The sequence below is a fragment of the Hymenobacter yonginensis genome, from assembly GCF_027625995.1.
Classification (GTDB): domain Bacteria; phylum Bacteroidota; class Bacteroidia; order Cytophagales; family Hymenobacteraceae; genus Hymenobacter; species Hymenobacter yonginensis.
This window is the reverse complement of record NZ_CP115396.1, coordinates 2,689,209-2,709,617: the sequence shown is the minus strand read 5'-3', so window position 1 is coordinate 2,709,617 and position 20,409 is coordinate 2,689,209. Positions and strand designations below refer to the sequence as shown.

General features: G+C 61.6%; 19 protein-coding genes. 7 read left to right on the top strand and 12 right to left on the bottom strand.

From position 1 onward, the window contains the following. Positions 1–51: 51 nt before the first annotated feature. The 3 genes from O9Z63_RS11745 to cphA all read left to right on the top strand — a co-directional run bounded on the left by O9Z63_RS11745 (position 52) and on the right by cphA (position 4,281). Positions 52–861 carry a phosphatase PAP2 family protein gene (locus O9Z63_RS11745; RefSeq protein ID WP_270125415.1) on the top strand — a complete coding sequence of 270 codons (810 nt, stop codon included), beginning with the start codon at positions 52–54 and terminating at the stop codon, positions 859–861. Between the two features lie 125 nt (positions 862–986). Further along, positions 987–1,403 carry an EamA family transporter gene (locus O9Z63_RS11740; protein WP_270125414.1) on the top strand — a complete coding sequence of 139 codons (417 nt, stop codon included), beginning with the start codon at positions 987–989 and terminating at the stop codon, positions 1,401–1,403. 247 nt (positions 1,404–1,650) lie between these two features. Then, on the top strand, positions 1,651–4,281 hold the full coding sequence (cphA, locus tag O9Z63_RS11735; RefSeq protein WP_270125413.1) for a cyanophycin synthetase: 2,631 nt from the start codon (positions 1,651–1,653) through the stop codon (positions 4,279–4,281). Positions 4,282–4,387: 106 nt separating this feature from the next. Here cphA and O9Z63_RS11730 read toward each other — a convergent pair whose 3' ends face one another. Further along, positions 4,388–4,939: a GNAT family N-acetyltransferase gene (locus O9Z63_RS11730; RefSeq protein WP_270125412.1), complete on the bottom strand. Its 552-nt coding sequence runs from the start codon at positions 4,937–4,939 to the stop codon at positions 4,388–4,390. A 146-nt stretch (positions 4,940–5,085) separates the two neighbouring features. Next, entirely contained in the window at positions 5,086–6,033 is a 948-nt protein-coding gene (locus tag O9Z63_RS11725) for a hypothetical protein (RefSeq protein WP_270125411.1), read from the bottom strand. 129 nt (positions 6,034–6,162) lie between these two features. On the opposite strand from O9Z63_RS11725, the gene O9Z63_RS11720 reads away from it, so the two are divergent. Further along, positions 6,163–6,777: a methyltransferase domain-containing protein gene (locus O9Z63_RS11720; protein ID WP_270125410.1), complete on the top strand. Its 615-nt coding sequence runs from the start codon at positions 6,163–6,165 to the stop codon at positions 6,775–6,777. A gap of 139 nt (positions 6,778–6,916) precedes the next feature. Further along, on the top strand, positions 6,917–7,741 hold the full coding sequence (gene kdsA, locus O9Z63_RS11715) for a 3-deoxy-8-phosphooctulonate synthase (RefSeq protein ID WP_270125409.1): 825 nt from the start codon (positions 6,917–6,919) through the stop codon (positions 7,739–7,741). A 95-nt stretch (positions 7,742–7,836) separates the two neighbouring features. Here the strand turns inward: kdsA and O9Z63_RS11710 are convergent, their stop codons facing one another. Together O9Z63_RS11710 and apaG are read right to left on the bottom strand one after the other, a co-directional pair. Next, on the bottom strand, positions 7,837–8,667 hold the full coding sequence (locus O9Z63_RS11710) for an O-methyltransferase (RefSeq protein WP_270125408.1): 831 nt from the start codon (positions 8,665–8,667) through the stop codon (positions 7,837–7,839). Positions 8,668–8,827: 160 nt separating this feature from the next. Further along, complete coding sequence (gene apaG, locus O9Z63_RS11705) at positions 8,828–9,214, bottom strand: Co2+/Mg2+ efflux protein ApaG (protein WP_044016700.1); 387 nt, start codon at positions 9,212–9,214, stop codon at positions 8,828–8,830. 111 nt (positions 9,215–9,325) lie between these two features. On the opposite strand from apaG, the gene O9Z63_RS11700 reads away from it, so the two are divergent. Then, positions 9,326–9,991: a uracil-DNA glycosylase gene (locus O9Z63_RS11700; protein ID WP_270125407.1), complete on the top strand. Its 666-nt coding sequence runs from the start codon at positions 9,326–9,328 to the stop codon at positions 9,989–9,991. Between the two features lie 171 nt (positions 9,992–10,162). Here the strand turns inward: O9Z63_RS11700 and lepB are convergent, their stop codons facing one another. The 6 genes from lepB to O9Z63_RS11670 form a co-directional block, all read right to left on the bottom strand. After that, positions 10,163–11,347: a signal peptidase I gene (gene lepB, locus O9Z63_RS11695; protein WP_270125406.1), complete on the bottom strand. Its 1,185-nt coding sequence runs from the start codon at positions 11,345–11,347 to the stop codon at positions 10,163–10,165. Positions 11,348–11,479: 132 nt separating this feature from the next. After that, positions 11,480–12,199, bottom strand: coding sequence for a 4-hydroxy-tetrahydrodipicolinate reductase (gene dapB / locus O9Z63_RS11690; RefSeq protein ID WP_270125405.1), 720 nt, complete (start codon positions 12,197–12,199; stop codon positions 11,480–11,482). A gap of 107 nt (positions 12,200–12,306) precedes the next feature. Then, complete coding sequence (locus O9Z63_RS11685) at positions 12,307–12,966, bottom strand: DUF5683 domain-containing protein (protein ID WP_270125404.1); 660 nt, start codon at positions 12,964–12,966, stop codon at positions 12,307–12,309. A gap of 10 nt (positions 12,967–12,976) precedes the next feature. Next, entirely contained in the window at positions 12,977–13,942 is a 966-nt protein-coding gene (locus tag O9Z63_RS11680; RefSeq protein ID WP_270125403.1) for a ParB/RepB/Spo0J family partition protein, read from the bottom strand. A 301-nt stretch (positions 13,943–14,243) separates the two neighbouring features. Continuing rightward, a complete protein-coding gene (locus O9Z63_RS11675) occupies positions 14,244–15,053 on the bottom strand; it encodes a ParA family protein (RefSeq protein WP_270125401.1) in 810 nt (269 codons plus the stop codon). A 101-nt stretch (positions 15,054–15,154) separates the two neighbouring features. Then, complete coding sequence (locus O9Z63_RS11670) at positions 15,155–15,835, bottom strand: metal-dependent hydrolase (protein ID WP_270125400.1); 681 nt, start codon at positions 15,833–15,835, stop codon at positions 15,155–15,157. A gap of 85 nt (positions 15,836–15,920) precedes the next feature. On the opposite strand from O9Z63_RS11670, the gene O9Z63_RS11665 reads away from it, so the two are divergent. Continuing rightward, positions 15,921–17,594, top strand: coding sequence for an ABC transporter substrate-binding protein (locus O9Z63_RS11665; protein WP_270125399.1), 1,674 nt, complete (start codon positions 15,921–15,923; stop codon positions 17,592–17,594). A 205-nt stretch (positions 17,595–17,799) separates the two neighbouring features. Here the strand turns inward: O9Z63_RS11665 and O9Z63_RS11660 are convergent, their stop codons facing one another. Beyond that, entirely contained in the window at positions 17,800–18,324 is a 525-nt protein-coding gene (locus tag O9Z63_RS11660; RefSeq protein ID WP_270125398.1) for a DUF6438 domain-containing protein, read from the bottom strand. 139 nt (positions 18,325–18,463) lie between these two features. Continuing rightward, positions 18,464–20,359 carry a membrane protein insertase YidC gene (gene yidC, locus O9Z63_RS11655; protein ID WP_270125396.1) on the bottom strand — a complete coding sequence of 632 codons (1,896 nt, stop codon included), beginning with the start codon at positions 20,357–20,359 and terminating at the stop codon, positions 18,464–18,466. Positions 20,360–20,409: the final 50 nt, after the last annotated feature.

Sequence of the window (20,409 nt, the reverse complement as noted above, 5' to 3'; positions counted from 1 at the left end):
CTGGCGCTGGATTCAGACTTCAAGCAGACCTCAGGCATTACTTCGTATTCAATGAAAGCAGTCTTTTCTCGCTGGGCGCTGGTGGCTGCGCTGGCTACGGCTCCGCTTGCCCAAACGGTAGCCCAAGTGGCACCAGTACCGGTCGACACTACCCGCAAGTTTGAAAACCCCGGCGGCGTGCCGGCCGTCGTGAAGCAGCCCTGGTACAAAGGCAAGCTGGTGAAAGCCACCATCGTGCCGGCTGTGCTGATCGGCTATGGCGCCTACACGGCCGGGGGCGGCGGCTTCTACACCAACCAGGAAGCCCGCCGCGACATTCAACGCCTGTTCCCGACCTACCGCACCCGCCTCGATGACATCCTGATTCTGGCGCCGTACGTGGAGCTGGGCGTGGTGGCGCTGGCCGGCGTGGAGTCGCGCAACGACCGGCTGAACGTGGGGCTGGTGGTGCTCAAGAGCGAGCTGTTCATGCTCGGAACGGTCTTCGCCGTCAAAAATATCACCCGCAACCCCCGCCCTGATGGCTCCGACAACCAGTCGTTTCCGTCGGGGCACACGGCGCAGGCGTTTCTGGCCGCAAGCATTGTGCACACCGAGTTCCGCGACAAAAGTCAGTGGTACGGGGTGGGCGCCTACACTATTGCGACCAGCGTGGCGGCCCTGCGCATGATCAACAACAAGCACTGGCAGAGCGACGTGGTAGCGGGGGCCGGCTTCGGCATTCTGGCGGCGCACGTAGGCTACCTCACGCACCGCAACCGCTGGGGCCGCAAGCCGGGCCTGCCCAAAGGCATGAGCCTGACGCCAACGTGGCAGCCCGGGGGCGGGATGGGTATGGGTATGGTCTGGAACCTGCAATAGCCCTCAAATGGCCGTACCGCGCATCGGCCAGAAATACGTGTTTGACACCTTGCTATTGATGCCGATACGCCTGCACGAATGGCAGATGGCCGCGTAGAAAGCTCTGGACTTTCTTTGCTGGCGTCATGTGGTGGATCTACGCGTTACTATCGGCCTTCTTCGCGGCCCTGACGGCCGTGCTGGCTAAAATCGGGATTCGGGGCGTCGACTCCAACCTGGCTACGGCGGTGCGCACGGCGGTAGTGCTGGTGCTGGCCTGGGGCGTGGTGTATTTCCGCGGTGGGCTGGCCGAAGTGCACACGCTCACCCGTACCAATCTGCTGTTCCTGGGACTGTCGGGGCTGGCTACCGGGCTGTCGTGGATGTTTTACTTCCGGGCGTTGCAGCTCGGCAGCGTGTCGCAGGTGGCGCCGGTAGACAAGCTGAGCGTGGCGCTGGCCATCGGGCTGTCGGTGCTGTTTCTGGGCGAAAAGCTGACGTGGCAGACCGGGCTGGGAGCGGGCCTGATAGTGGCGGGTACGCTGGTCCTGATTCTGAAGTGATGCGCCGGGAGCCTGATCCGGCACGGCCTCCGACGGCGCTGCCCGGGTCGGGTGGGGTAGAGGGTGCATTTTTTTATCCTGCGTTGAATTCTTGCTATATAGGGCAAGTGATTGATAACCTGTTGGTAAGCCCGGCGGAGGCGTGCTGGGGGTAAAAACCGGTGGGTGCTGGCATTGCAGGCTCAAATCCCTACATTTAACTCCAGCGTACAATCCGCTCGACTCTGTTTCCACCCCTTTCGTTTTTATGAAGATTATTGACCTCCGCACCATGCGCGGGCCCAGCTTTTGGTCCGTCAAGCACTACAAGCTGATTGTTCTGAAAGTAGATATGCAGGAGCTGGCCGACTCCTGGTCGAACAATTTTCCGGCCCTGGCGGAGCGACTGCCACAGCTGCTGCCCGAACTGGGCCAGCCCCAGCCCAACGAGGCCGGCAAAGCCGCCCACAAGCACCCGCCTCTCACGGCCGAGCAGCTACAGGACGGTGAACCGCTGGGCCACGTAATTCAGCACGTGGCGCTGGCGCTGCAGCGCATGGCGGGCATGCCCGTGTACTGGGGCAAGTCGTACCCGGCGCATCAGGAAGGGGTGGAGTTTGTGGTGTTCAGCTACCAGGAGGAGCGCGCCGGCCGCATGGCCGCTGAGGCAGCCGTGCAGCTGGTGGAAGACCTCTGCGAGGGCCGCGACGTGAACGTGAAGGCCATTGTGGACGAACTGCACGAAATCCGGGAAGAAGAGTTTTTCGGGCCCAGCACCTGGAGCATTGTATCGGAGGCGGCTTCGCGCAACATCCCGTACATCCAGCTCAAAAACAGCAGCATCATCCAGCTCGGCTACGGCGTCAACCAGAAGCGCATCTGGGCCACGACCACCAGCTACACCTCGCACGCCGGGGTGGAGGTAGCCGGCAATAAGAACCGCACCAAGGCCATGCTCAAGGATGCGGGCGTGCCCGTGCCTAACGGCACCACCGTTTACTCCGAGGATGGCCTGCGCGACGCCGTGGAGGAGCTGGGCTTCCCCATCGTGACCAAGCCGCTCGACGGCAACCACGGCAAGGGCGCCACCATCCGCATCATGAACTGGGACGATGCCGTAGAAGGCTTCAAGGCGGCCCAGAAGTACTCCCGCGCCGTTATCGTGGAGCAGTTCATCCAGGGCGACGACTACCGCATGCTGGTAGTGGCCGGCAAGCTTATAGCCGTGGCCAAGCGCACCCCAGCCGCCGTGCGCGGCGACGGCAGTAGCACCATCCAGCAGCTGATTGATAAGGTCAACGAAGATCCGCGCCGCGGCTTCGGCCACGAAAAGGTGCTCACCAGCATCAAAGCCGACCAGCACACCATCGACCTGCTCAAAAACCAGGCCCTGACGCTGGACAGCGTGCTGCCAGCCGGCCAGGAGCTGTACCTGAAAAGCACCGCCAACATCAGCACCGGTGGCACCGCCACCGACGTGACCGACCTGGTGCACCCCTACAACCTGCTGCTCGCGGAGCGCGTGGCCGGCATCGTGGGCCTCGACATCTGTGGCATCGATCTGCTGACCTCTGATATTGCCATTCCGCTCAACGAAACCCGCGGCGCGGTGATTGAGGTGAATGCTGCGCCCGGCTTCCGGATGCATATTTCGCCCACCGAGGGCCTGCCGCGCAATGTGGCCGCTCCGGTAGTGGACATGCTGTTTCCGCAGGGCAGCACCGCCCGGATTCCGATTTTTGCCGTGACCGGCACCAACGGCAAAACCACCACCACGCAGCTGCTGGCGCACATTGTGGCCTCCAAAGGCTACAAAGTGGGCCACACCACCACCAATGGCATCTACATCCAGGGCGTGCAGCTGCAAAGCGGTGACTGCACCGGCGGCCAGAGCGCCGAGTTTGTGCTGAAAGACCCGACCGTGAACTTCGCAGTGCTGGAAACGGCCCGCGGCGGCATGCTCCGCTCGGGCCTGGGCTTCCATACCTGCGACGTGGCCGTGGTAACCAACGTGGCGGCCGACCACCTGGGTATGCGCGACATCTACACGGTGGAGGAAATGGCCGCCGTGAAGGGCGTGCTGCCCCGCACGGTGCGTAAAAATGGCTGGGCCGTGCTCAACGCCGACGACGACCTGGTGTACGCCATGCGCGAGAAGCTGGAGTGCCGCGTGGCTTTGTTCAGCATGAACGAGCACAGCCCCCGCATCCGGGAGCACGCCGAAAACGGCGGGCTGGCGGCCGTGTACGAGGAAGGCTACATCACCATCTACAAGAACAGCTACAAGCTCCGCATCGACCGGGCCGCGGAGTTCCCGATTACGCTGGGCGGCCGCGCTACATTCAACATCGAAAACTCGCTGGCGGCGGCCCTGGCCTGCTACTGCTACGGCTTCGATAAAGACGACATCAAGCTGGCCCTGCGCACGTTTGTTCCCTCGGCTACCAAAACGCCGGGCCGCATGAACGTGTACAAGTTCCCGACCTTCGAGGTGATTGTGGACTACGCCCACAACACCCACGGCATCGAGAAATTCGCCCAGTTCCTGGACGCCACCGAGGCCACCCACAAAGTGGGTGTCATCTCGGGCCTTGGCGACCGGCGCGACGAAGACACGCTGGGCTTTGCGCGCATCGCCGGCCGCATCTTCGATGAGATTGTGCTGCGCCAGGACCGCGACCTGCGCGGCAAAACGGCGGAGCAGCTGAAGGAAATCATGGAGCGCGGCCTGCGCCTCGATACGCCGGACCTGCCCATCACCTACATCGAAAACGAGATGGACGCCATCGACCACGTGCTGGCCACCGCAAAGCCGGGCTCGGTAGTCGTGATGTTCACCGAGAACATCAAGGCCACCCTGAAAAAGCTGGATGATTTCGAGGCTTCGCTGGCGCAATAGCCTGACCCGCGCAGTCTGCCTCTGGCAGCAGAAAAAAGAGCGCCGACCTGATGGTCGGCGCTCTTTTTTATTCATGCGAATAAGGCACTTGATTATAACCAGGTACTTACGAGCCGACGGGATGAGCTGCCCATTCCTGCTTCGTGATTTCAAACACGAAGTTCAGCTTGGATGGCTCCCCGTAGTACGCCACTTCCTGCTCGGCAACTTTGCGGGCCCCCAGGCGCTGGATGGCAATCTGCGAGCGAACGTTTTCGGCCCCGATATGAAAGCGGACGGTATCCACGAATTGAAACGCGTAATCCAGAAGCAGCCTTTTCACGGCCAGATTGATGCCCTTGCCCCAGGATTGGGTGCCGTAGAAGGTGTAGCCGATGAGGAGACTGTTGTCTTCGGCGCTGTAGTCGTAGAGGCGGGTGCTGCCCAGAGTGGCCCCATTGGCCTTGTTCACGATTTTGAAAGCGCCCTGGCTCTGGATGGCGCCTTCGAAGAAGTTTAGAAACACCGGCCGCTGCCACCGGTCTTTGTTGGGGTGCTGCTCCCACACTCTGGGGTCGGCGGCAACGGCGTACAACTCGGCAAAATCAGCTTCCTGCAGCGGGAGCAGCCGCAGGGAGTCGGTTTCCAGCGTGGGCTGCAGGGAAAAGGGCGTCGTCATGGGGCAACGTATCTGCTTGGAATGGTGGGCGAAGTGTCACGGCCGGCCAGTTGCCGGCGGCTGAAACCGGGCGCTTTCTGAAACGAAAAAGCGCCGGCCAGTAGACCGGCGCTTTTGAAAAACGCGTGGTAGCGGCTCGTGGCTGCCTATTTCAGCGTGAACGTCGTCTTGCCGATCATCACGCCACCTTCGTACAGCTCGATGGTGTGCAGGCCCACTTTGTAGGCGGCACCTTTGGCGTACAGGAATTGCACAGGCTGGCGGGTGTTGTCGTACACGAGGTCCTGCTTGGCGGTGTAGAAAGCTTCCGAGCCGTCGATCATGAACGTGCCGCCGCCGGTGCTCAGGTTGTAGAGCGCGGCGCCGTCGGGCTCAATCAGGCGCAGCATGATCTGCTTGGTTTCCTTCGGCGATACGTCGTTGCGGGCCAGGTTGAAGCTGATTTTGATTTTCTCGACGCGCTTAGCCTTGAACTCGTTGTCGTCGTCGTCCTTCTCCTTGTTGCGCGAGTTCACCACGCCCACCCGGATGTTCTCGGCCTGCAGGCGCGAGGCCACGGCCACTTTCTCGGTCAGCTCCTGGTTGGTGCGGGCGATGGTCGTGATGGTATCGGTGAGCTTGTTCTGGCGCTCCTTCAGCGTGGTAGCCTCGGTGTAGAGGGCCTCGTTGTCGGCTTTCAGCTGGGCAATTTCGTCGTCCTTTTTGCGCAGTTGCGACTCCAGATTCTGGGCGCGGGCCTTGAAGCGGCGCTGCTCGGCCACCGAGAAGCTGCTCGACTTGAATGAGCGCAGCTTCAGCAGGTCGGCGTTGATAGAGGCGATTTTAGCTTCCAGCGAGTCGTTCGACAGGCCCATGCTCTGCACTTCCTGGCTTTGGCGCTCGAAATCGGCCTTCAGCTTCTCGTACTCGGCGATTTGCGTTTTCAGCCGATCGTCCTTTTCTGCTACCTGCGTGGTGAGCTGCTCATTCTCCGCGCTTTTCTGCCGGTTCATCCAGTACAATACGCCGTTGATGCCCAGCAAGACCAGAAACAGGGCGGCAATGAGCAGGATACGACTGTTGTTGCGGGGTTCAGGGCTTTGGGTTGGTTCCATTGCGAGCGGGGTTAAATGAAGACCGGCTGGGCCGGTGCGTGCGTTACCTTTACGCACAAACAAACGAAAATTTAAAACAAAACCGGTTTTGCTGCCGGCCAGCAGTGCCCCAAAATGTACGGAACGCCTATGAAATCTGCCGTTTCCTTCGACGAAAACTACTGGCGCGGCCGCTACGCCACGGGGCGCACTGGCTGGGATGCCGGAGCCGTAACGCCGCCTTTGCGCGATTATTTCAATCAGCTGGAGCCCGATTATGCCCGCCGTATCCTCATTCCGGGGGCCGGCAACGCCTACGAGGCTGAGTACCTGCATGGTCTGGGCTTCTCGCAGGTGTTCGTGGCCGATCTGGCGCCGGAGCCGCTGGCGGCCCTGCAACAGCGCGTACCCGGGTTTCCGGCGGCCCACCTGCTGCAGCAGGATTTTTTTGAGTTGCCGGCCGCCCCGCCCTACGACCTGATAGTGGAGCAAACCTTCTTCTGCGCCCTGGCCCCGCACCTGCGCCCCGCCTACGCCCGCCAGTGCGCCCACCTGCTTCGGCCCGGCGGCACGCTGGCCGGCCTGCTCTTCGATACCGACTTCGGGCCCGCTACGGAGCCGCCCTTCGGGGGCACGCGCGAGGAATACCGGGCGTATTTCGAGCCGTATTTTGATTTCGTGCATTTCGATACGGCCACCAACTCGCTGCGGCCCCGACAGGGGCGGGAACTGTTCATCAGTTTGCGGCGCAAGCTGGTGCTGTAGCATAGGCTTCAGCCTGTGCCGGCTAGGGTGCCGAAAGCACTTGGTTGGTGCAGTCGGTGCGCAACCGGGGCTTCCGTTTACCTTTGCGGCTGTTTCACCTGCTTGTGCGCTGTTTGGCACAGGCTAAAGCCTACGCTATATGATCAACCAACTCGCCAACGCGCTGCCCCACTTCCGCAACACCAACTCCGGCCAGTTTTTCCTGATGGCGGGCCCCTGCGTAATCGAAGGCGAAGACATGGCCCTGCGCATCGCCGAGAAGGTGAAGCACCTGACTGACAAGCTGCAGATTCCTTACATCTTCAAGGGCTCGTACCGCAAAGCCAACCGCAGCCGCCTCGACTCGTTCACCGGCATCGGCGACGAAACGGCGCTGCGCATTCTGCAGAAGGTGGGCCGCGAAATCGGGGTGCCTACCGTGACGGACATTCACGAATCGGACGAGGCGGCGCTGGCGGCTGAGTACGTGGACGTGCTGCAGATTCCGGCCTTCCTGTGCCGCCAGACCGATCTGCTGATTGCGGCCGCGAAAACCGGCAAGGTGGTGAACGTGAAAAAAGGTCAGTTCCTGAACGGCGAGGCCATGCAGTTTGCCGTGGATAAAGTGCGCCAGTCCGGCAACGAAAACGTCATCCTCACGGACCGTGGCAACTCGTTCGGCTACTCCGACCTAGTGGTGGACTTCCGCAACCTGCCCGCCATGCAGGCGTTTGGCGTGCCCGTGGTGATGGACGTGACCCACTCGTTGCAGCGCCCCAACCAGAGCAGCGGCGTGACGGGCGGCCAGCCGGCCCTCATCGAAACCATTGCCAAAGCCGCCATTGCCGTCGGCGCCGACGGCTTGTTCATCGAAACCCACCCCACGCCCGCCACGGCTAAGTCCGACGGCGCCAACATGCTGGCCCTCGACCAGCTGGAAGACCTGCTCATCAAGCTGACCCGCGTGCGGGAGGCCATTCGGTAAGTCCGTTTTTCGGGATTCGGTTTTCGGGGTTCTGGATTGCACTGAAAACGGCTCATAGAAAACGAACTACGAAAACCGAATCCCGAAAATCGAAATCAAGCCCCCAGCCGGCGGGTGCGTTCCAGCAGCTTGTCCAGGGTGTTGTTGAAGCGCAGGCGGAAGTGCTGGCGGGGCTGGTTGCGGCGGAAGAACACGAGGCCGATAAAGAACAGGTCGATAGTCAGGCGCACCTCTGGGTGTTTGCGGATGACGTTCCAGGCCCGCTCCATGTCCCGCGACCAGTGAATATCGTCGAGCACAAACACGCTCCGCTCGGTGCGGTGGGGCAGGCACTGCTCGAAGTAGCGCAGCGTGGGCTCGTAGCGGTGGTTGCCGTCGAAGAAGGCGAAATCCAGCGGGGCCGGCAGCGCCGCCAGGGCAGGGGCGAGGGTGTCGTCGAGGTTGCCTTCCACCAGCTCGATGTTGCGCAGCTCCAGCTGGGCGAAGGTTTCGCGGGCCACGGTGGCCGTGGCCGGGCAGCCCTCAAACGTCAGCACGCGGCTGCGCGAGTCGGCCGCGGCCAGGTAGGCGGTGGTTAGGCCCAGCGAGGTGCCCAGCTCCAGAATGGTGCGCGGCTGGAAGTGATTGACCAGCCGGAACAGCAGCTGCGCCAGTGGGCGCGGCTTGGCGGCCGTGCGGGCAATGTCCTGTAGGCGGCGCTGCCGGCCCGCGCCGGTGTGCGAGCCCGCCCCAAAGTCGCGCACCTGAATGGTCTGGGGGCTGCGCTGCAGCTCCTGGCGCCGCTGCTCAATGGCCTCAAACGCCGCAAACTGCCCGGTGTGGTTGATAACGTAGGCGTAGAGCCCGAACACGAAGGGCGAGTGCAGGCCGTGGGTGTTGCCGGAGCGCGCGAGAAACCGAAGGTAGCTGAGAGCCTGAAAGACCAAAACAGAGTGTAGTTGATACCAAAGGCAAAGAACGTCATTCCGAACGGAGTGAGGAATCTTACAGGCTGGGTAAATGCTTCTACCAGACCAGCGAGAGTCCTCATTCCGTTCGGAATGACGTTCTACTTATTCAGTCAGCAAGTTATTCAGTCAGCAAGCGCTAGTTCAGGCGGTACGGCACCACAAGCGTGAATTCCGGGATTTCCACCTCGAAGGTGCTGCCATCGGCCAGCCGCTCCATGTCGTAGGTGCCGCGCATCTTGCCCAGCCCCGACTTCAGGTTGCAGCCCGATACGTACTGGTGGGCCTCGCCGGGCTCAAGCACGGGCTGCTGGCCTACCACGCCGTCGCCCTCCACTTCGCGCACCACGCCGTTGGCGTCGTAGATGTACCAGTGGCGGCGCAGCAGTTTCACGGTGTACTCGCTGTTGTTGCGAATATCAATCTTGTAGGCAAATACGTAATGCTCCTGGCTAGGGCTAGAGTAGTCGGGCAGGTAGTTGGTCGTGACGCTCACGGTGACGCCCTGCGTAGTGGTCGTATTCATGGCTGCTGTGCGGGTGTGGGTGAGACTAACAGACGAGGACAGAAATTGGTTTATTTACGCAGCCGGCCACCAGGATGGCGTACTTACCCCGCAAAATAATTTTTCCAGAGGATGAATGTAAAGATAGAAGAGAGCTGGCGCAAAGTATTACAGCCCGAATTTGAGAAACCGTACTTTCCGCATCTTATTGCCTTTGTGCGAGGCGAGTACGCCACGGCCACTGTGTATCCGCCCGGCCCGCAGATCTTCCACGCCTTCGATGCCTGCCCGCTGCCGCAGGTGAAGGTGGTGATTCTGGGCCAGGACCCCTACCACGGCAAGGGCCAGGCCCACGGCCTTAGCTTCTCCGTGGCCGACGGCATCCGGACGCCGCCTTCGCTGCAGAATATTTTCAAGGAGCTGCAGGCCGACATCCCGGAAACACCCCCGGCGCCCAACGGCAACCTCGACCGCTGGGCCGAGCAGGGCGTGCTGCTGCTCAACGCCACCCTCACGGTGCGCGCCGGCGAGCCCGCCAGCCACCAGAAGCGCGGCTGGGAGCAGTTCACCGATGCTGTTATTCAGAAGGTATCCGAGGAAAAAGAGCACGTGGTGTTCATTCTGTGGGGCGCCTATGCTCAGAAGAAAGCCGAGCTGATCGACGCCCGCAAGCACCTCATCCTTAAATCGGCCCACCCCTCGCCCTACGCCGCCGACCGCGGCTTCTTCGGCTCCCGTCCCTTCAGCAAAACCAACGCCTACCTCCAGCAGCACGGCCTGGAACCGATTAAGTGGTAAACCCTTGTCATTGCGAGCGAAGCGAAGCAATCCTTCCTCTCTTTTGAGCTAAGCAACCCTAAGCAGAAAGCCCTCCGGCAGTAGTGTAGCACACTAACGCCGGAGGGCTTTGCTGTAAGGAAAGTGTCTGCTACTAGAGGAAGGATTGCTTCGCTCTGCTCGCAATGACAGTTAGTCGACGGTGCTGAACAGGCGGCTCCAGCGGATTTTGTGCAGGAAGTCGGCGTAGGGGTCAACCGACATCCAGATCAGCACGGCCTTGCCCACGATGTGGTCGGCGGGCACGAAGCCCCAGTAGCGCGAGTCCAGCGAGTCGTGGCGGTTGTCGCCCATCATAAAGTAGTAGTCCTGCTTGAACGTGTAGCTTTTCAGCGGCTGGCCGTTCTGCAGCAGCACGCCGTTGGCCATCGTCACGCCCTCGTTGTGCTCGTAGCGCATGATGATCTTCTGGTACATGGGCGTGTTCTGGGGCGTCAGCTGCACGGTCTGGCCGGCTTTGGGCAGCTGCAGCGGGCCGTAGTTGTCCTTGTTCCAGAGGTTGAGGGGCTGGGGCGTGCTCTGCGGATAGTCGGGATTGTTCGGGAACACGTCGGCTTCGGGCTGGCCGGCTTCGGCCTTGTCCTGCACCACGGCCTTCACGTAGGGCTGCTTGCGGAAGAAGTCGGCGGTGGCGGGCGTGGCGTCAATCATGAACGTGGGCTCCTGGGTGCCGAAAATCGGTTCCGGCTTGCCATCGGGCCGGTTGAAGTTGGTCACGTGCTGGTCCTGGAAGGCCTTGTACAGGTCGTCGTTGGGCTGGGGCACCTGCAGGAAGTAGCGGTTCTGGCTTTGCGGCGGGTTGGTCATCGGCTTGCCGTTGATGAACACCTGCGTATCCTTGATTTCGAGCACGTCGCCGGCCACGGCCACGCACCGCTTGATGTAGTTGGTGCGCAGGTCGGCGGGGTGCTGGCTCTCGAAGGGCACGTTGAACACCACCACGTCGCCGCGCTTCACTTCCGAAAAGCCCGGCAGGCGGTAGCTGGGCAGCTGAATGGCGTCGGAGTAGCTCTTGATGCCGGAGCCCCACAGCGTCTGGTGCGTGAGCGGAATCTGCAGCGGCGTCTGGGGCGTGCGGGCGCCGTAGTGCAGCTTGCTCACAAACAGGTAGTCGCCCACCAGCAGCGAGTCCTCCATGGAGGGCGTCGGGATGGTGTAGGCTTCGAAAGTAGCCCAGCGGATAAGGGTGGCGGCCACCACCGCAAACAGAATGGCGTCGCCCCACTCCCGGAAGAAGCCTTTTTTGCGGGCATTAACGGGTTTGCTGGAAGCGGAAGCCGCTTTCATGCGTTCTTCCCAGGACTGTTGTATGGCCATGATAGTGAAGCGAGAAATGGAGCAAAGGCAGCAGCCCGTGCCGGAAAGGTAAAGATAGGGGATGCTGGAAGCCGTGGAAGAGCTGCCGGAAAGTTGGAACGGCGGCACAAGCTAAAGCTTATGCTACATTTTCTACAGCCCCAGCAGATCCTTCATCCCGAACACGCCCTGATGGCCCGGCAGCCACTCGGCCGCCAGCAACGCGCCGTCCACGAACCCGTCGCGGGTATGGGCTTCGTGCTTGAGCTCCAGCGTATCGGCTTCGGAAGAATACGTAACGATGTGGGTGCCCACCACCGCGCCGGTACGCTCGCTGAGCACGGCCAGCTCCTCGGGCTGCTGGGCGGGCTCGTTGCGCCAGATGGTTTTGCTGGGGAAGTGGCGCAGAATAGCCTCAGCAGCCGTCAGGGCCGTGCCGCTGGGCTGGTCCACCTTCTGGGTGTGGTGGATTTCGCGCACCTGTACATCGTAGCCACCGAACTGATGCATTTTGGTGGCGATGTACTCGTTGAAGTGGAAGAACAGATTCACGCCCACGCTGTAGTTGGAGGCGTAGAACAGCGAGCCGTCGGTTTGCTGGCACAGCTCCACGGCCTCCTGGAAGTGGTGCAGCCAGCCCGTAGAGCCGCACACCACCGGAATCCGCTGGCGCAGGCAGGCTTGCACGTTGGCAAAGGCCGCGTCGGGGTGCGTAAACTCGATGGCCGCATCAACGGTAGCGGGAGTGAAGTCGGTAATGCTCAGCTTGGGGTTGGAGGGGTCGATGATGCCCACCACCTCGTGGCCACGGGCCACCGCGCGGGCTTCAATAGCGCGGCCCATTTTGCCGTAGCCGATCAGCAGAAGTCTCATGTTGAATGGTTGAATGGCTTACCGGATGGATGATTTACTGGATAGGTGACAGGGTGAACACAGCGGCCCCCACAATCAGCCAGTCAGTCGTCCAGCCGTTTGGCCATTTATTTAAAGGTTAAAGTCAGGCTGACGCCGGGGGCGGCGGCCAGCGTAGGCATCCGCAGCACGGAGGGCTCCCACTGCAGACTCAGGTCGTCGCTGATGTCGAAGTCGCGCAAATGGGCGTCCACTACGGCGTCGAGAATCTGCACGGCGTGGGCCAGCGCAATGTAGGCCAGGAAGGAGTCGCGCTGGCGGCGGTAGAAGTTCAGGCTGCGCTTCACCTCATCCGACGAGCGCAGGAGGCTGGAGCGCGGGCCGTTGTCCACGGTGTTGGGGTCGCCGTCGGTGCGGGCATTGAAGCCGTCGGCAAACTCGGTGTAGCGCTGCTGATAAAAGATTTCGCCGTACACGGTGCCGCCCACGGCGCCCACAGCCAGCGGCACCTTCCACCAGCGCCCATTGTAGAGCTGGCCCGCGCCCGGCAGCAGCGCCGACAGCAGCCCGGCCTTGGTGGGCTTGGTCATCTTCAGCCCAAACAGCCGCGCCGTCCGCCGCACCGAGTCCGGCACCACAATGGTGCTGACCTGCGCCGAGTCCGGCCCAGCCGTGACGGCCGTCGGGGCCACATCGGTGCCGGAGGTTTGGGCATGCGCCTCAGAGGCCAGCAGCGGCAGAAGGAGCGCAGCAGCGGCCAGGGCCAGAGTACGAAAACGCGAGGTCATGCCCGTGGGGTTAAGCCGGCTGCAGGATGTGCAGGATGCGCTGCATATCTTCCACCGAGTCGAAGGCAATCTTGATTTCGCCGCGCCCCTGGGGGCCGGGCTTCACCAGTACGCGGCTGCCGAAACGCTCCGTGAGGTGGCGCTCGGTGCGGCGCAGCTCGGCTACCGGCACCTGCGGCGTGGCGTCCTGCGGGGCTTTGGCGTCGGCGGCGTCGGGCTTGGTGGCGGGGTTGAGGCCGGCGCGCACCAGCTGCTCCACGCGCCGCACCGACAGCTCCTCGGCCACGATGCGGTGGAACAAGTCCAGCTGCTGCTCGGGGTTGTCCACGCTGATCAGGGCGCGGGCGTGGCCCATGCTGATGGCCGTGTCGCGCAGCCCGATCTGGATGTCGGGCGGCAGCTTGAGCAGGCGCAGGTAGTTGGTTACGGTCGAGCGGTTTTTGCCCACCCGGTCGCCCAGCTCTTCCTGCTTGAGGTTGCATTCGCTCACGAGGCGCTGGTAGCTCAACGCAATTTCAATGGCGTTGAGGTTTTCACGCTGGATGTTCTCGATGAGGGCCATTTCCAGCATCTGCTGGTCGTCGGCCTTCCGGATGTACGCTGGAATAGTATCAAGGCCAGCCAGCTTGGAAGCCTGCAGACGCCGCTCCCCCGAAATGAGCTGGTAGGCGTTGGTCCCGATCTGGCGTACCGTCACGGGCTGGATGATGCCCTGCACCTTGATGCTCTCGGCCAGCTCCTGCAGCGCCTCTTGGTCGAAGTGCGTGCGGGGCTGGTAGGGGTTGGCCTCGATGTGGCCCACCGGAATCAGCCCGACGGAGTTCACAGGGTGCGGCACCAAGCCCAGCCGGTCGCTCTTTTTCTCGTAGCTGCCTTCAATCAGGGCGTTGAGGCCGCGGCCTAAGCCCCCGACTTTGCGCTTTACCGCTGCGGGAAGCGCAGCCGGAACGGATTTCTCTTCTTGCTTCTCTGACATACCTGCAAAGTGCTTCCCGGCACAGGCGCCAGGCAGCGGGATTCAAAAATACACAAACGCGGGGGAAGGCGACAGAAAAATGTTCCACGCCCCGTAAAAATCGTGGAACGCTCAGCTGCTCTGCAAAGTATGTCCATAGCGCGAAGCTTTAGCTTCGTGTGTTGCCAAGCGGGTAGCATTACGCCAGCCCAATGTTTGCTGCGCAGCGATACGCGAAGCAAAAGCTTCGCGCTACGGGCATCAACCAAACGAAAACGGCCGGTGAAACTCACCGGCCGCTCTCAAACTACTGTTCCCAACGCTACGCTGCCGCGTCTTCGGCGGCTTCGGAGGTGCCGGCAGCTTCCACGTTCTTTTCCACGATTTCGCGGGCCAGGTTGAGGTAGCTGATGGAGCCTTTGCTTTCGGCGTCGTGCAGAATGACCGGGATGCCGAAGCTCGGCGACTCGCTCAGTTTCACGTTGCGCGGGATGATGGTATCGAACACCAACTGCTGGAAATGCAGCTTCACTTCCTCTACCACCTGGTTGCTGAGGCGCAAACGCACGTCGTACATCGTGAGCAGGATGCCCTCGATTTCCAGGTTTTCGTTGAGGCGGCTCTGGATGATCTTGACGGTGTTGAGCAGCTTGCCCAGGCCCTCCAGGGCGAAGTACTCGCACTGAACCGGGATTATCACGGAGTGAGCGGCCGTGAGGGCATTCACCGTGATGAGGCCCAGCGACGGCGAGCAGTCGATGATGATGAAGTCGTACTGATCAGCCAGCGGGCGCAGGGCGTCCTTCATCTTCTCCTCCCGGTTGGGCAGGTTGATCATCTCCACCTCGGCGCCTACCAGGTCGATGTGGGAGGGCATCAGGTCGAGGTGGGGCAGGATGTTGGTTTGCAGGATAATATCCTGGGCATTGATGCCATCCACCATGCACTCGTAGATGCTGTTCTGGATATCCTTCGGGTCGAAGCCCACGCCGGAAGTGGCGTTGGCCTGCGGGTCGGCATCTACCAGCAGGGTCCGATATTCCAGCGCGGCCAGCGAGGCCGCCAGGTTGATCGAAGAGGTGGTTTTGCCCACCCCGCCCTTCTGGTTGGCTACCGCAATAATTTTACCCATGTGGTTGAGAGAATTATGAAGTATGAGTTATGAATGATGAGTTGAAAACCGGGTGCCTGGGCAGTCCAATTCAGCTCTCATAATTCATAATTCATAATTTTTTAAAAGGAAATGGTTTCGCCCACGGCCAGCAGCAGCAACTCCTTGCCGGCGGCCGTAGCCTTGGCCTTGGCTTCGTCGTGGTTGACGGCCAGGGGCGGGAAGGTGTCGAAGTGCATGCCGATGACTTTGCTGGCACCGGTCCAGTCGGCGGCTACCAGGGCATCGTCTACGCCCATCGTGAAATGGTCGCCTACGGGCAGGATGGCAAAGTCGAGCGTGTGCCGCTCCCCGATGAGCTTCATGTCGTAGGTCAGGGCGGTGTCGCCGGCGAAGTAGAAGGTCTTGCCTTCGGCTTTCACCACGAAGCCGGCCGCCAGCCCGCCATAGGAGCCATCGGGCATGGAGCTGGAGTGGGCCGCGGCCACCATCTGCACCGTGCCGAAGGGCAGCTGCACGGTGCCGCCCAGGTTCATCTTGGTATCGGCTTTCAGGCCTTTGGCTTCAAACCAGGCCAGCACCTCGTACATGCCCACCAGCTCGGCGCCGGTGCGCTTGCCAATCTCCTCCACATCAGCCACATGGTCGCCGTGGCCGTGGCTGAGCAGGATGAAATCGGCTTCGATGCTGTCCACGTCCACGTCTTTGGCCAGCGGGTTGGGCCGAATGAAGGGGTCGAAGAGTACTTTGCTGCCACCGGCTTCGAGCAGGAAGCAGGAATGGCCGTAGTAGGTCAGGTTCATAGGAGGAAATGGCTGGCAAAACGGCAATAGGGCCGCAAACCTAGGATGGGATACCTTTGCAAATATACACTGTTTCGCCGTTCCCATGTTTCCGTTTTCGCGCCGTGCCGTTGGTTTTGCCCCGCTTCTGCTTAGCCTGCTGAGTTCCTGCGCCGAGCAGGCCCCGCCCACCGATGCGCGCCGCGTCTTCCGCTACAATCAGCCCGAGAGCCTGACCTCGCTGGACCCGGCCTTTGCCCGCAACCAGGCCAACACCTGGGCCGTCACCCAGCTCTACAATGGCCTCGTCGCCCTCGACGACAGCCTGCGGCCCAGCCCCAGCGTGGCCCGGCGCTACGAAATATCGCCCGACGGTAAAACCTACACGTTCTGGCTGCGGCCCGAAGTGCGTTTTCACGACGACGCGGTGTTTGCCGGCGGCAAGGGCCGGCGCGTGCTGGCCCAGGATTTTGTGTATAGCTTCAAGCGCCTGCTGGATGGGCCCACGGCCAGCCCCGGCGGCTGGATTTTCCGGGGCAAGGTGCTGGAAACCAGCCCTGGCGAGCCCTCGGATACGGCGTTTGTGGCCGTGAACGACTCCACGCTACGCATTCACCTGCGGGAGCCATTCATTCCGTTTCTGGGTATCCTGACGATGCCGTACGCCTACGTGGTGCCGCGCGAGGCCGTGCAGAAGTACGGCAAGGACTTCCGCGAGCATCCGGTGGGCACGGGACCGTTTGTGTTCAAGCAGTGGGACGAGGGCAACGCCATCATCTACCACCGCAACCCCAACTACTGGAAGAAAGACGCCCAGGGCCAGCCGCTGCCGTACCTGGATGCCGTGCAGATCAGCTTCATTCAGGACCGCAAAACCGAATTCCTGACCTTTATGCAGGGCAAGCTGGACTTCCTGAGCGGAATCCGCAGCGGCTCCCGCGACCTAATTATGTACCCCGACGGCACGGTGCGGGAAGACTTCCAGGGCAAGTTTCAGCTGCAGAAAGTGCCTTACCTCAACACCGAATACCTGGGCATGCAGCAGGACCCCGCCAACCTGCGCGGCGACAACGCCGAAACCGGCCGCGCCCTGCGCGACAAGCGCGTGCGCCAAGCCCTAAACTATGCCCTCAACAAGCCGGAGTTTCTGGCCTACTTCCTCAACAACGTGGGCAAGCCCGGCAACTCGGGCTTCGTGCCGGCCTCGCTGCCCTCGTTCAGCGCCGCGCTGGTGCCCGGCTACACCTACCAACCCGAGAAGGCGCGGGCGCTGCTGAAGGCCGCCGGCTACGGGCCCGGCAAGCCGCTGAAGCTGCGCCTGAGCACCGTGGCCGAAACCAAGGAATACTGCGAGTACTACCAGAAAAAGTGGGCCGAAGTGGGCGTGCAGGTGGAAATCGACGTGAACCAGGGCGCGGCCCACGGCGAGCTGATCGACAACGGCCGCGCCGCCTTCTTCACCCGCAGCTGGCTCGGCGACTATCCCGACGCGGAAAACTACCTAGCCCTGTTCTACAGCAAGAACTTCGCGCCCGCCGGCCCCAACAAAACCCATTTCAAAAGCTCCGCCTACGACCGCCTCTACGAGCAGGCCAAGCTGGAGCAGAACACCGAAAAGCGCTACGAGCTTTACCGCCAGATGGACCGCCTCATTGTGGAAGAATGCCCAGTGGTGGCCGTATACTACGACGAAGTGGTGCGCCTCACCCAAAACAACGTGCGCGGCCTCACGCCCAACCCCATGAACCAGCTGGTGCTGGAGCGCGTGCGCAAGCACTAGCTGTCATTACGAACAGAGCGAAGCAATCGAAGGGCAGCGCAGCTACTCCTTCCTCTCCGTGCTCTAAGCATGAATCGTGAATTAAGCAGAAAGCCCTCTGGCGTTAGTGTACTACACTATTGCCGGAGGGCTTTGCTTTAAGGAAAGTGTCTGCCACGAGAGGAAGAATTGCTTCGTCCTTCGTCCTCGCAATGAAAGGCCTATTCTACTGGTCGGCCGTGACGCCCAGGCCGTCGGTAATCTGCTTCTCGACGTAGCGCAGCAGGTTGGTGAGCTCGGCGGGGGCGCCCGACTCGATGGTTACGGCGGTGGCGGGGCCTTCGGCCTGCCGGATGCTGAGACTGGTGGCGGGCAGGTCGGTGGCGCCGTCGGAGTAGGTGGCGGGCAGCTTGGCGAAATTCATCTCCCGCGCCTGAAATAGGATGGTGTTCACCGTGGAAACCGAGATTTTGAACTCTCGCTTGCCCTCCAGCGGGGCATGCTGGAACCCTTCGTACTGCACGCGGCCGTCAGGGTAGATGGAGGCGGTGTAGTGCGGGCAGCGGCCCAGGCAGGGCGTGCGGCTGAAGATGATGGCCGGGGCCGCTGCAACCGGCGCGGCGGCTTTGGACTTCTGCTTTTTAGGCTTTTTGGCGGCCGTAGCCTTTTTGGCGGGCTTGGGAGCTTGCTGGGCCTGGGCAGCGCAGCCGCAAAGCGAAGCGGCCAGCAGGAGCGTAAGGAAATGGCGCATGGAGGTAAAGAAAAGAGGAAGAGTTGCTGCGGGGCAAGTTCCAAAAAGCGCACCAATTCGCCAGCCAACCTTCCTGAACAAGCGAAAAGGCCTTCTGCATGGAGCAGAAGGCCTTTTGGGCTGCCGGAGTCAGGTCAGACTACGAACGGCGGGTTGGCTTTTTCGGCTTGGGGACTACCGTGGCCGAGGTGCCGGCGTCAGCATCCGAGTCGGAACTGGCGGAGCGGTTGGTAGCGGTGTCGCGCTCTTGGGCGGCGCGCATGGCGTCCTGGAGGCGGGCACCGAAGCCGGAGGGCTTCTTGTCCTTGTTTTTCACCTTGTTGGCTTCTAGCTGCGCCCGGATCTTGGTGTCGTCCACGAAGCTGCGCGTGAGGGCCTGCTGGCCCAGCGTGGCAAGGTTGGACACCAGGTAGTACCAAGTCAGGCCCGAGGCGAAGCTGTTGAGCACGAACATGAACACCACCGGCATCAGGTAGCTGTAGAACTTCATCGGGCCCTGCATGGCGGCTGGGTTCATCTGGTTGCTCTGCCAAGTCATGAGCAGCGTAGATAGGGTCATCAGCACCGTGAACAGGCTGATGTGGTTGCCCAGGAACGGCACCATAAACGGTAGCTTGATCAAGTCGTCGTAGGTGCTCAGGTCTTTGGCCCACAGGAAATGTTCTTGCCGCAGCTCAATGGCGTTGGGGAAAAACTGGAACATGGCAAACAGAATCGGCAGCGTGAGCAGCTGAGGCACGCAGCCGCCCAGTGGGCTCACCCCGAAGCTGGAATAGAGCTTCATGGTTTCCTGCTGCACCTTCATCTGGTCATCGCCGGCCTTTTCCTTGATGGCGTCGATTTCCGGTTTCAGCACCTTCATCTTAGCCTGCGACACATACGATTTGTAGGTCAGCGGCCAGGTAACGAGCTTGATCAGGATTACCAGCAGTGCGATGATGATGCCGTAGGAGCTGATGAATTTCTCCAGCGTATGGAACACGGGCAGAATCACGAACTGGTTCACCCAGCGGAACAAGCCCCAGCCCAGATACACGTTGCGGTCAAAGCCGGGCGTCACGTCCTGCAGGATGGGCAGCGAATTGGGCCCGAAGTAGTAGCGGAAGCTGGCTTTGTCCTGCTGCACGTCGGCGGCCGGGATGCTGAGCGTGGTGCTTAGGGTTTTGATGAACGTGGTATCGGCCAGGTCTACCGTGGCGTTGAACTTGCCGTTCGAGAACTTGTCCTGGGCGATGATGCCGGCCACGAAGAAGTCGTGCTTGTGGGCGGCCCACTTCAGCGGCTCCGCAATGTCCAGTTCCTCGGGTTTCTCCGAGGCTTCGGTCAGGGCGCCGTGCTCATCGTCCACGAGGTAGTGGTTGATGGTGGTGTGGTTGCGGTTTTGCTTTATGTCTTGCTCGGTCTGGCGCACGCGGTCCACGAACGTGTACGTGAGCGGCTCCTGCGACATTACCTGCTGCAGGCCCGTAAACCGCAGGTCGTAGGCCATTTCGTAGGAGTTGTCAAGCAGCGTATATACCTGCTCGATCTGGCCGCCGGCCGCGCTGGCCACGAAGCTCAGGCGCTGGCCTTTCTTGTCGCCTTCAGCAAACGGCTGGGCGGCAGTCGGCTGGAAGTACAGATCCGACAGCCGCACGGTCTGGCCCGTGGTGGTGCGGAACTTGGTGTCAATCTGGGCGCTCTGGGCGTCGAGCAAATCCAGGGGCTTGCCGAAGAACGTCTTGTACTTGTTGAGGCGTACGGCCTCCACGCGGCCACCCTTCGAGGAGAAGGTTACGGTGAGGTTGCCGTTCTGCAGCTGGGTCTGCTGGGCGGTGCCCATAGCGGCGCCGGCAAAGGCACCCAGCGTGCGGGCGGCAGCAGCCGAATCAAGCGGAGCGGCTACGGCGGCGGCAGGGGTGCCGGGCCGGGCAGCGGCGGCGGTGGTGGGCTTGTCGGCAGGTGTTTCCTTCGGGGCCTCCGGCTTGAAGAAATACAGGTAGACAAGGAGCAAGGCCGCTATCAAAAACAGGCCGGTTGCTGAATTTCTGTCCATTCAGGTAAAGATGAGGGCAAAAAGAGGAATGCGTGAGTGGGCGCCGCCCG

What these genes read in the sequence shown, in the direction of transcription:
- O9Z63_RS11745 (WP_270125415.1), top strand. Translation starts at nt 52, where the DNA reads ATGAAAGCAGTCTTTTCTCGCTGGGCGCTGGTGGCTGCGCTGGCTACG.
- O9Z63_RS11740 (WP_270125414.1), top strand. Translation starts at nt 987, where the DNA reads ATGTGGTGGATCTACGCGTTACTATCGGCCTTCTTCGCGGCCCTGACG.
- cphA (WP_270125413.1), top strand. Translation starts at nt 1,651, where the DNA reads ATGAAGATTATTGACCTCCGCACCATGCGCGGGCCCAGCTTTTGGTCC.
- O9Z63_RS11730 (WP_270125412.1), bottom strand. Translation starts at nt 4,939, where the DNA reads ATGACGACGCCCTTTTCCCTGCAGCCCACGCTGGAAACCGACTCCCTG.
- O9Z63_RS11725 (WP_270125411.1), bottom strand. Translation starts at nt 6,033, where the DNA reads ATGGAACCAACCCAAAGCCCTGAACCCCGCAACAACAGTCGTATCCTG.
- O9Z63_RS11720 (WP_270125410.1), top strand. Translation starts at nt 6,163, where the DNA reads ATGAAATCTGCCGTTTCCTTCGACGAAAACTACTGGCGCGGCCGCTAC.
- kdsA (WP_270125409.1), top strand. Translation starts at nt 6,917, where the DNA reads ATGATCAACCAACTCGCCAACGCGCTGCCCCACTTCCGCAACACCAAC.
- apaG (WP_044016700.1), bottom strand. Translation starts at nt 9,214, where the DNA reads ATGAATACGACCACTACGCAGGGCGTCACCGTGAGCGTCACGACCAAC.
- O9Z63_RS11700 (WP_270125407.1), top strand. Translation starts at nt 9,326, where the DNA reads ATGAATGTAAAGATAGAAGAGAGCTGGCGCAAAGTATTACAGCCCGAA.
- lepB (WP_270125406.1), bottom strand. Translation starts at nt 11,347, where the DNA reads ATGGCCATACAACAGTCCTGGGAAGAACGCATGAAAGCGGCTTCCGCT.
- dapB (WP_270125405.1), bottom strand. Translation starts at nt 12,199, where the DNA reads ATGAGACTTCTGCTGATCGGCTACGGCAAAATGGGCCGCGCTATTGAA.
- O9Z63_RS11685 (WP_270125404.1), bottom strand. Translation starts at nt 12,966, where the DNA reads ATGACCTCGCGTTTTCGTACTCTGGCCCTGGCCGCTGCTGCGCTCCTT.
- O9Z63_RS11680 (WP_270125403.1), bottom strand. Translation starts at nt 13,942, where the DNA reads ATGTCAGAGAAGCAAGAAGAGAAATCCGTTCCGGCTGCGCTTCCCGCA.
- O9Z63_RS11675 (WP_270125401.1), bottom strand. Translation starts at nt 15,053, where the DNA reads ATGGGTAAAATTATTGCGGTAGCCAACCAGAAGGGCGGGGTGGGCAAA.
- O9Z63_RS11670 (WP_270125400.1), bottom strand. Translation starts at nt 15,835, where the DNA reads ATGAACCTGACCTACTACGGCCATTCCTGCTTCCTGCTCGAAGCCGGT.
- O9Z63_RS11665 (WP_270125399.1), top strand. Translation starts at nt 15,921, where the DNA reads ATGTTTCCGTTTTCGCGCCGTGCCGTTGGTTTTGCCCCGCTTCTGCTT.
- O9Z63_RS11660 (WP_270125398.1), bottom strand. Translation starts at nt 18,324, where the DNA reads ATGCGCCATTTCCTTACGCTCCTGCTGGCCGCTTCGCTTTGCGGCTGC.
- yidC (WP_270125396.1), bottom strand. Translation starts at nt 20,359, where the DNA reads ATGGACAGAAATTCAGCAACCGGCCTGTTTTTGATAGCGGCCTTGCTC.